Annotated in this window: 6 protein-coding genes; all 6 read left to right on the top strand. The window is 72.9% G+C overall.

The window, feature by feature from the left end:
- Window positions 1-302: 302 nt before the first annotated feature.
- The 6 genes from rsmA (at window position 303) to AB0P07_RS33580 (ending at window position 8,906) form a co-directional block, all read left to right on the top strand.
- The gene (gene rsmA / locus AB0P07_RS33555) at window positions 303-1,163 is read left to right on the top strand and encodes a 16S rRNA (adenine(1518)-N(6)/adenine(1519)-N(6))-dimethyltransferase RsmA (RefSeq protein ID WP_164415678.1); all 861 of its coding nucleotides are present in this window, start codon (window positions 303-305) and stop codon (window positions 1,161-1,163) included.
- 21 nt (window positions 1,164-1,184) lie between these two features.
- Window positions 1,185-2,084 carry a 4-(cytidine 5'-diphospho)-2-C-methyl-D-erythritol kinase gene (locus AB0P07_RS33560; RefSeq protein WP_365557398.1) on the top strand — a complete coding sequence of 300 codons (900 nt, stop codon included), beginning with the start codon at window positions 1,185-1,187 and terminating at the stop codon, window positions 2,082-2,084.
- A 57-nt stretch (window positions 2,085-2,141) separates the two neighbouring features.
- The gene (locus AB0P07_RS33565; RefSeq protein WP_365557401.1) at window positions 2,142-3,956 is read left to right on the top strand and encodes an ABC-F family ATP-binding cassette domain-containing protein; all 1,815 of its coding nucleotides are present in this window, start codon (window positions 2,142-2,144) and stop codon (window positions 3,954-3,956) included.
- A gap of 263 nt (window positions 3,957-4,219) precedes the next feature.
- On the top strand, window positions 4,220-6,004 hold the full coding sequence (locus tag AB0P07_RS33570; protein ID WP_365557403.1) for a PQQ-binding-like beta-propeller repeat protein: 1,785 nt from the start codon (window positions 4,220-4,222) through the stop codon (window positions 6,002-6,004).
- An 82-nt stretch (window positions 6,005-6,086) separates the two neighbouring features.
- Complete coding sequence (locus AB0P07_RS33575; RefSeq protein ID WP_365557406.1) at window positions 6,087-8,018, top strand: PQQ-binding-like beta-propeller repeat protein; 1,932 nt, start codon at window positions 6,087-6,089, stop codon at window positions 8,016-8,018.
- A 213-nt stretch (window positions 8,019-8,231) separates the two neighbouring features.
- The gene (locus tag AB0P07_RS33580) at window positions 8,232-8,906 is read left to right on the top strand and encodes a response regulator transcription factor (RefSeq protein ID WP_102932016.1); all 675 of its coding nucleotides are present in this window, start codon (window positions 8,232-8,234) and stop codon (window positions 8,904-8,906) included.
- Window positions 8,907-9,355 lie beyond the last annotated feature (449 nt).

The raw sequence follows: 9,355 nt of genomic DNA on the forward strand, positions 1-9,355 counted from the left end.
ATGTGGGGCCCGGCCTGCTTGGGTGAGGCCACCCGCGATGCTCGGCTGCTTGGGTGAGGCCACGCCTGGGGTCCGGCTGCGGGGGTGCGGGGTCGTCCGTGGGGTCCGGCTGTGGGCTGAGGTCGTCCGTGGGGCACGGTTGCGTGGGCGAGGCCGCGTCCGAGCCCGGCCACGCGGCCGTGGCTTTTCGTGGTGTGCGCCCGCGCGGGTGAGGGCTCCCGGTTCCGGCTGCGGGTGCGGGGCCGTCCGTGGCGCCCCGGCTGTGGGCAGGAGGCCCACGCGCCCCCGGCTACCCTTGCGGGGTGAGCAGCCCCACCCCCGACGCCCTCCTGGGCCCCGCCGACGTCCGTGAACTCGCGGCCGCCCTCGGCGTACGCCCCACCAAGCAGCGCGGCCAGAACTTCGTCATCGACGCGAACACGGTCCGCCGTATCGTCCGCACCGCCGAGGTACGCCCCGACGACGTGGTGGTCGAGGTGGGACCGGGTCTCGGCTCGCTCACCCTGGCCCTCCTGGAGGCCGCCGACCGGGTCACCGCCGTCGAGATCGACGACGTACTCGCCGGCGCCCTGCCCGCCACGGTCGCCGCCCGCATGCCGGAGCGCGCCGGCCGGTTCGCGCTCGTGCACTCCGACGCGATGCACGTGACCGGGCTGCCCGGCCCGGCCCCGACCGCGCTGGTCGCGAACCTCCCCTACAACGTCGCCGTGCCCGTCCTCCTCCACATGCTCGACACCTTCCCGAGCATCGAGCGGACCCTCGTCATGGTGCAGGCCGAGGTCGCCGACCGGCTCGCCGCCGGCCCCGGGTCGAAGGTGTACGGCGTCCCGTCGGTGAAGGCCAACTGGTACGCCGAGGTGAAGCGGGCCGGGTCCATCGGCCGCAACGTCTTCTGGCCCGCGCCGAACGTCGACAGCGGCCTCGTGTCACTCGTCCGGCGGACCGAGCCGCTGAAGACCACCGCGTCCAAGGCCGAGGTCTTCGCCGTCGTCGACGCCGCGTTCGCCCAGCGCCGCAAGACCCTGCGGGCCGCGCTGGCCGGGTGGGCGGGGTCGGCCGCCGCCGCCGAGGCCGCCCTCGTCGGCGCGGGCGTGTCGCCGCAGGCGCGCGGAGAGGCGCTGACCGTGGAAGAGTTCGCGCGTATCGCCGAGCACAAGCAGTAGGCAGTGGGGAGTGACGAGCAAGTGAGCGTGACGGTCCGCGTTCCCGCCAAGGTCAACGTCCAGCTCGCGGTCGGCGCCGCCCGCCCCGACGGCTTCCACGACCTCGCCAACGTCTTCCTCGCCGTCTCCCTGTACGACGAGATCACCGCGACCCCGGCCGCCGACGGGCTCCGCGTCACCTGCGAGGGGCCGGACGCGGACCAGGTCCCGCTGGACCGCACCAACCTCGCCGCCCGCGCGGCCCTCGCCCTCGCGGAACGGTACGGCCGCGCACCCGACGTCCACCTCCACATCGCCAAGGACATTCCCGTCGCCGGGGGCATGGCGGGCGGCAGCGCCGACGGCGCGGGTGCGCTGCTGGCCTGCGACGCGCTGTGGGGCACCGGCTCCTCCCGCGAGGAGCTGCTGGACATCTGCGCCGAGCTGGGCAGCGACGTGCCGTTCAGCCTGGTCGGCGGGGCCGCGCTGGGCACGGGCCGGGGGGAACGGCTGACGGAGCTGGAGGTGGGGGCCGACTTCCACTGGGTGTTCGCGCTCGCCGCCCGGGGGCTGTCGACGCCGGCCGTCTTCCGGGAGTTCGACCGGCTCGGGGAGGGCCTGGACATTCCGGAGCCGGTCGCCGACCAGGCGGTGCTCGACGCCCTCGCCAAGGGCGACCCGGCCGCGCTCGCCGTCGCCGTCTCCAACGACCTCCAGCCGGCCGCGCTCTCCCTCTTCCCCGAGCTGTCCGACACCCTCGCGGCGGGCCGGGCGGCGGGCGCACTGGCGGCCGTCGTCTCGGGCTCGGGCCCGACCACGGCCTTCCTCGCGACCGACGCCAGGTCCGCCTCCGACATCGCGGGTGTGCTGCGGGCGTCGGGGACGTGCCGGGACGTGCGTACGGCGTCCGGGGCGGTGCCGGGGGCGACCGTCCTGGACTGAGGCCCGCGGCGGCCGGACTACCCTGGAGGGTCGAGCTATCCCCCAGGCAGGAGAGAAATGGCCGTCAATCTGGTCAATGTCGAGAACGTCAGCAAGGTGTACGGCACCCGTGCCCTCCTCGACGGCGTGTCCCTCGGCGTCTCAGAAGGGGACCGCATCGGCGTCGTCGGGCGCAACGGTGACGGCAAGACGACCATGATCCGGATGCTGGCCAGGCTGGAGGAGCCCGACACCGGGCGGGTCACCCACTCCGGCGGACTGCGGCTCGGCGTGCTCACCCAGCACGACTCCCTCGACCCCGCCGCCACCGTCCGGCACGAGGTCATCGGCGACATGGCCGACCACGAGTGGGCGGGCAGCGCCAAGATCCGGGACGTGCTGACCGGGCTGTTCGGCGGGCTGGACATGCCGGGGTTCCCGCAGGGGCTCGACACCGTGATCGGTCCGCTCTCCGGTGGTGAGCGGCGCCGGATCGCGCTGGCCAAGCTGCTCATCGAGGAGCAGGACCTCGTCGTCCTCGACGAGCCCACCAACCACCTCGACGTCGAGGGCATCGCCTGGCTCGCCCGGCATCTGCGCGAGCGGCGCTCCGCGCTCGTCTGCGTCACCCACGACCGGTGGTTCCTCGACCAGGTCTGCACCCGCATGTGGGACGTGCAGCGCGGCGACGTCTACGAGTACGAGGGCGGCTACTCCGACTACGTCTTCGCCCGCGCCGAGCGCGAGCGCATCGCCGCCACCGAGGAGACCAAGCGGCAGAACCTGGTCCGCAAGGAGCTGGCCTGGCTGCGGCGCGGCGCGCCCGCCCGTACCTCCAAGCCCCGCTTCCGCGTCGAGGCCGCCAACGAGCTGATCGCCGACGTGCCGCCGCCCCGCGACAGCAGCGAGCTGATGAAGTTCGCCTCCTCCCGGCTCGGCAAGACCGTGTTCGACCTGGAGGACGTCACCGTCCAGGCCGGTCCCAAGGTGCTGCTCAAGCACGTCACCTGGCAGCTCGGCCCCGGCGACCGCATCGGCCTGGTCGGTGTCAACGGCGCCGGCAAGACCTCCCTGCTGCGCGCCATGGCCGAGGCCGCCCGCAGCGAGGGCGAGCGGCAGCCGGCGGGCGGGCAGGTGCGGGTCGGCAAGACCGTCAAGCTGGCGTACCTGTCGCAGGAGGTCGCCGAGCTCGACCCCACCTGGCGGGTGCTGGAGGCCGTGCAGCGCGTCCGGGAGCGCGTCGACCTCGGCAAGGGCCGGGAGATGACCGCCGGGCAGCTGTGCGAGACCTTCGGGTTCGGCAAGGAGAAGCAGTGGACGCCGGTCGGGGACCTGTCCGGCGGTGAGCGGCGGCGGCTGCAGCTGCTGCGGCTGCTGATGGACGAGCCCAACGTCCTCTTCCTCGACGAGCCCACCAACGACCTCGACATCGAGACCCTGACCCAGCTCGAGGACGTCCTCGACGGCTGGCCCGGCTCGATGATCGTCATCTCCCACGACCGGTTCTTCGTCGAGCGCACCACCGACCGCGTCTTCGCCCTCCTCGGTGACGGCGCGCTGCGCATGCTGCCGCGCGGCATCGACGAGTACCTGGAGCGGCGCCGGCGCATGGAGGAGGCCGCCGCCTCCAGCGCCCCGGCCGTGGCGGCCAAGCCCGCCGCCGCCGTGCCCGAGAAGAGCGCCGCCGACGTGCGCGCCGCCAAGAAGGAACTCCAGAAGATCGAGCGGCAGCTGGACAAGGTCTCCGAGAAGGAGACCAAGCTGCACGCCCAGATCGCCGAGAACGCCACGGACTTCGCGAAGGTGGCCGAACTGGACGCCGAGCTGCGCGAGCTGGCGGGGCAGCGCGACGAGCTGGAGATGCGCTGGCTGGAACTGGCCGAGGACGCCTGAGCCTCCTGCGTGCGGGGGGCGCGGGGGGTGTAAAGGCGGCGTGAAGGCGCGTAACAGAGGCATCACGGGCCGGTCCGCCCTTGGGAACAGGGGCGGACGCGGCCCGGTGGGGGATTGGCCGCGGGTGATAGAAAGGCCGTCCGAGGACTGTCCCAGAACGGTCCGAGGCAGTTCGAACGATCGCCTTCGACGACTCCGGGGCCAGCGCGTGACCCGGGGCGTGGCTAAAAATCAGTGAGTGAGCAATAAGGGGGAACGCGCTGATGAGCCAGCCGCCGAATCAGCCGCCGCAGCCGGGTGGCTTCGGAGCACCGCAGGACCCGCCTCCGGGAGGCTTCGGGGCACCGACCCCGCCGCCCCCGCAGGGACCGCCGCCCGGCCCACCGCCGCAGCAGCCGGGCTACGGCTATCCGCAGCAGCCGGGCCAGCCGGCCCAGCCGGGGCCGTACGGCCAGCAGCCCGGACCGTACAACTCCGGCCCGTACGCCCAGCCGCAGCAGCCGGGGCCGTACGGCCAGCAGCCCGGCTACGGCTACCCGCAGCAGCAGTACCCCGGCATGCCCGGCGCGCCCGGCACCCCGCCGCCCGGCGGCTCCGGGTCCCGCAACCCGTTCAAGGGCAAGCCCGCCCTCGTCGTCGGTGCCGCGGTCGCGGCCCTGCTCGTCGTCGGCGGCAGCGTGTGGGCCGTCACCGCGAGCGGCGGCGACGACGACAAGGACAAGAAGCCCGTCGCCGGCAAGAGCGACGACCCCAAGCCCTCCGGCTCCAAGGGCGGCGCCCCGGTCAACCCCGGTGACGGCAGCGGCGACGGCGGCGAGGACCCCGAGAACCTCAACGAGGGCCGCCAGGCCGGCGAGTCCGAGGTGCTCTGGTACAAGGAGGCGCCCGACGCCCCCGGTTCCGGCGCCGACGCCGACGGCATGTGGATCACCGACAAGGCCGCGGTGAAGGCCGCGTACAAGCAGGTCTTCGCCTACAACGTCGGCGACGGCAAGCCCACCTGGGACCCGGTCACCTTCCCGGAGAAGATCTGCGCGGTCACCCCGGAGAAGACGGCCGACGACAAGATCGTCGTCGCCTACATGAGCGGCTCCAGCGACCGGGCCAAGTGCAACAAGCTCCAGGAGATCGACCTCGCCACCGGCGAGAAGGGCTGGTCGGAGGAGGTCGCCGAGGGCGACCTGTTCGACTCCACGCTCTCCCTGGAACTCACGCTCAGCGGCGACGTCATGATGGTCGGCCGCTCGCAGTCCGGCACCGCCTACGACGTCCGCAGCGGCAAGAAGCTGTACGACAAGAAGAAGTACGGCGACGCCTGCTTCCCCGCCGGATTCGCGGGCAGCGCCAAGAAGCTCGTCCAGGTCGCCTCCTGCGGCGCCGGCGGCGACAACGCGCACGACGAGCTCCAGGGCCTCGACCCCAAGACCGGCAAGGCCCTGTGGACCTACAAGTACGAGAAGGGCTGGCGGATCGCCCGCGCGTACTCCGTCGACCCGCTCGTCGTCTACGCCACCAACGAGGACAAGAAGGTCTGGAACATCTCCTCCTTCACCTCGGCGGGCAAGGTCCGCGAACAGGTCGGCGTCGACGAGGACTTCGCCCCCGAGTGCGGCTGGGCCATCATGGAACGCGACCTCCAGGGCTGCTCGGGCGTGACCGTCGCCGGGGACACCCTCTACCTGCCGACCGAGGCGACCAGCGGCGCCAACGAGATCGTCGCGATCAACCTCGCCACCGGCAAGGAGAAGTGGCGCACCAAGTCCCCCGCGGACGAGTCGATGACGCCGATGAAGGTCGAGGGCGACCAGCTCGTCGCGTACGTCCAGCCGTCCTACGACGCGGGCGGCCAGGTCGTGTCCATCCCGACCGGCGGCAGCAGCCACAAGCCGGCCAAGCTGCTGCAGAACCCGCAGGGTGTCGCGGACATCGAGAACGGCTTCTACTCCAAGGACATCGACTGGGTCGACGGGCGGTTCTTCATCTCCACCACCCGCCTGAACGGAAACGACGAGTCGAAGGAGAAGTTGATGCTCGCCTACGGCAAGTGACCTCTTCTCCGGCCGTTTCTCCGGCCGCGCTCGCGCGGCCCGCTCCGTTCCCGTCTTCTCCGCTCTCCGAGGTGCTCACGTCATGACCCAGCCGCCGCCCCCGCCGCCCAACCAGCCCCCGCAGGGCGGCGGCTTCGGCCCGCCGCAGAACCAGCCGCCGCAGCAGCCGCCCCCGGCGCCCTCCGGACCCGACCTGGGCAAGGCGCCCGAGCCCGGTTACGGCTACCCGCCCACGCCCGGGGCCGCCCCGCAGACCCCGCCGCAGGCCCCCGCCGCGCCGCCGACCCCGCCCGCGGGGCCGCCGCAGCAGCAGCCGGGTTACGGATACCCGCAGACGCCGCCGCAGCCCCAGCCGGGGTACGGCTACCCCGGTCAGCAGCCGGGACAGCCGGGACAGCCGGGACAGCCGGGACCGTACGGGCAGCCGACGCCGGCCTACGGTCAGCCGGGGCAGCCCGCCCAGCCGGGGCAGCCCGGTTACGGATACCAGCCCGGCTACCAGTCTCCGACCATGCCCATGCAGCCCGGGGGCGGGGCGGGCGGTGGCGGCCGGAAGATCAACGCGCAGGTCGCGATCATCGTCGCGGCCGTCGTCGCGATCGCGCTGATCATCGGCGGCGGTGTCTGGTACGCCGGATCCTCCGACGACGGGGGCAAGGACGACACCGCGAGCTCCGGCGGAAAGGACGGCGGCGGCGACGGCGGTACGGACCAGAAGGGCGGCGACGGCGGCAAGGCCTCCGGTGCCAAGGAGAAGGCGCCCGCCGACCCCGCCGCGAAGGTGCTCTTCCAGGTCCCCATGCCCGCGGTGAGCAAGGACGACGGCACCGCCGACGTCTCCGGCTCCTGGCTCACCGACAAGGTGTACGCCAAGAGCGGGGTCGCCGAGGTCGTCGGCTACGACCCCGACAAGGGCAGCAAGATGTGGACGGTCAAGCTCGAAGGCCCCGTCTGCGCCGTCACCCCGCACGTCACCGACGACAACAAGACGGTGATCGTCTACGAGCCCGAGATGCCGACCAAGGCGGAGCCCGCCCACGGCTGCACCCAGGTCGCCGTCCTCGACCTGGACGCCGGGAAGAAGGTGTGGACGAAGACCGCCGGCGAAGGGCCGATCTCCTTCGACAACGTCACCATCAGCGGTGACACCGTCGCCGCGGGCAGCACGGACGGCGGTGTCGCCTTCGACATCGCCAAGGGCGACATCCTCTGGTCCCCGAAGACGACCGACACCTGCTACGACGCCGGCTACGGCGGCGGCGAGAAGCTGGTCGCGGTGCGCAAGTGCGGCACGTACGACGCGCGGCAGCTGAACATCCAGACCATCGACCCCAAGAGCGGGAAGGTGCTCTCCGAGTACAAGATGGCCAAGGGCATCGAGTACGCGGGCGTCGTGTCGACGAACCCGCTGGTCGTGGCCGCCGACGTCGGCGACTCCGCCGGTGACGGCAGCGGCATCTCGGACTTCTTCTCCATCGACAACAAGACCGGCAAGCTGCTCAACCGCATCTCGGCGCCCGGCGACCAGTACGCGGCCCGCTGCGACAGCATCACCAAGCCCGAGAGCTGCAAGGGGCTCGCGGTCGGCAACGGCAAGCTCTACATCGCCACCGAGGAGCACGAGGGCAGCGGCGAGTCGTACAGCCAGGCCAACGAGGTCGTCGCCTTCGACCTGACCACCGGCAAGCAGACCGGCCAGCGCGCGGACTCCGGCGACGACTACACGATCACCCCGCTGCGCATGGACGGCGGCAACGTGATCGCCTACAAGCGCCCGCCGTACGACAAGGGCGGCCAGATCGTGAGCATCGACGGCTCCTCGTTCAAGCAGACGACGCTGCTGGAGAACCCGGCGACGGAGGCGGTGCGGGACGTGGAGTCCAGCATGTCGCCGGACTACTCCGAGTTGATCTACGCCAACGGGCACCTCTACATGTCGGAGGTGTACGCCAGCGAGCGGGACAGCACGGACGACAAGGAGTACCTGGCGATCGGGTTCGGCACCAGCGGCTGACGCCCGTCGTGGTCACGTGGGTGACCTTTTCGGCCCCGTCCCTGTTCCAGGGGCGGGGCCGGTCGCGTTGCCGGGCCGGGGTTTTCGGCGCTCCGGGGCGGTTCTCGCCGGTAGGGGCAGCGCGCGGGCGGGCTAGCGTGTAGCTTCCGGGGGCATGCCGGGGACATGCCGGGGGCATGCCGGGGTGGGACAGGGTGACTGGGGGGTTGCTCCATGGGAGTACGGCTCATGGTGGTCGACGAGCACCGATTGCTCGCCGAAGCGCTGGCCTCGGCGCTGAAGCTGCGGGGGCACCGGGTGCTGGCCGCGGCGGCACCGGCCGCGGGGGCGGCGGAGCTGGTCATCAGCCGGGCGCCGGAGGTGTGCCTGCTGGGGACCGCGGCACCGGCCGAGCCGGGGGTCTTCGACCCGGTGGTGCGGATCAAGCGGGAGCGTCCGCAGGTGGCGGTGCTGGTGCTGGGGCCGGTGCCGAGCCCGCGCGGGATCGCGGCGGCGTTCGCGGCGGGGGCGTCGGGGTACGTACGGCACGACGAGCGCATAGAGGGCGTCGAGCGGGCGATCATGAAGGCGCGGGCCGGGGAGGCGGCGGTGGCGCCGGCGCTGCTGCAGGGGGCCTTCGGCGAGCTGCTGAACCCGGCGGCCCAGCCGGACGACGAGGGGCAGCGCCTGTTGCAGATGCTGACACCGCGGGAGGTGGAGGTGCTGGTGCGGGTCGCCGACGGCGAGGACACGCGCGTGATCGCGGCCGGCATGGGCATCGCCCCGTCCACGGCCCGCACGCACGTCCAGCGCGTCCTGATGAAACTGGGCGTGGGCTCCCGCCTGGAGGCCGCGGCGCTGGCCGCGCGGACGGGGTTGCTGGACCGGGCGGGTGCGTCCGGCGGTTGAGCGGGTGCCTCGGGCGGTGGCGCGGGGTGCCTGCGGCGCCTGTGCGGTGTCTGCGGCGGTGGGGGTGGGGGGTGCCTGCGCCTGTGCGGGTGCCTCCGGTGGTGGGGGCGCCTGCGGCGCTTGTGCGGGGTTCGCGGTGGGTGGTGCGGGGTGCCTGCGGCGCCGGTGCAGGTGCCCGCGGCGGTGGGGGTGGGGGTGCCTGCGGCGGGCTGTGCGGGGTGCGTGGTGGTGGGGGGTGCCTGCGGCGCCTGTGGGGGGTGCCTGCGGCGGTGGGTGGGGGTGCCTGCGGCGCCTGTGCGGGTTGGGTGGGGGTGCACGTAGCGCCTTGGGGTGCGTGGTGGGTCGGGGCCGGGTCGGGGGGTGTCCGTCCTCGGAACGGCGCGGAATCGGTCGGCCGCAGATCTTCCCCGGCGTTGACGCGCCAACCGCTGCGGGCGGACACCCCCCGA

The sequence above is a fragment of the Streptomyces sp. NPDC085944 genome (assembly GCF_040686295.1).
Lineage (GTDB): Bacteria > Actinomycetota > Actinomycetes > Streptomycetales > Streptomycetaceae > Streptomyces > Streptomyces salinarius.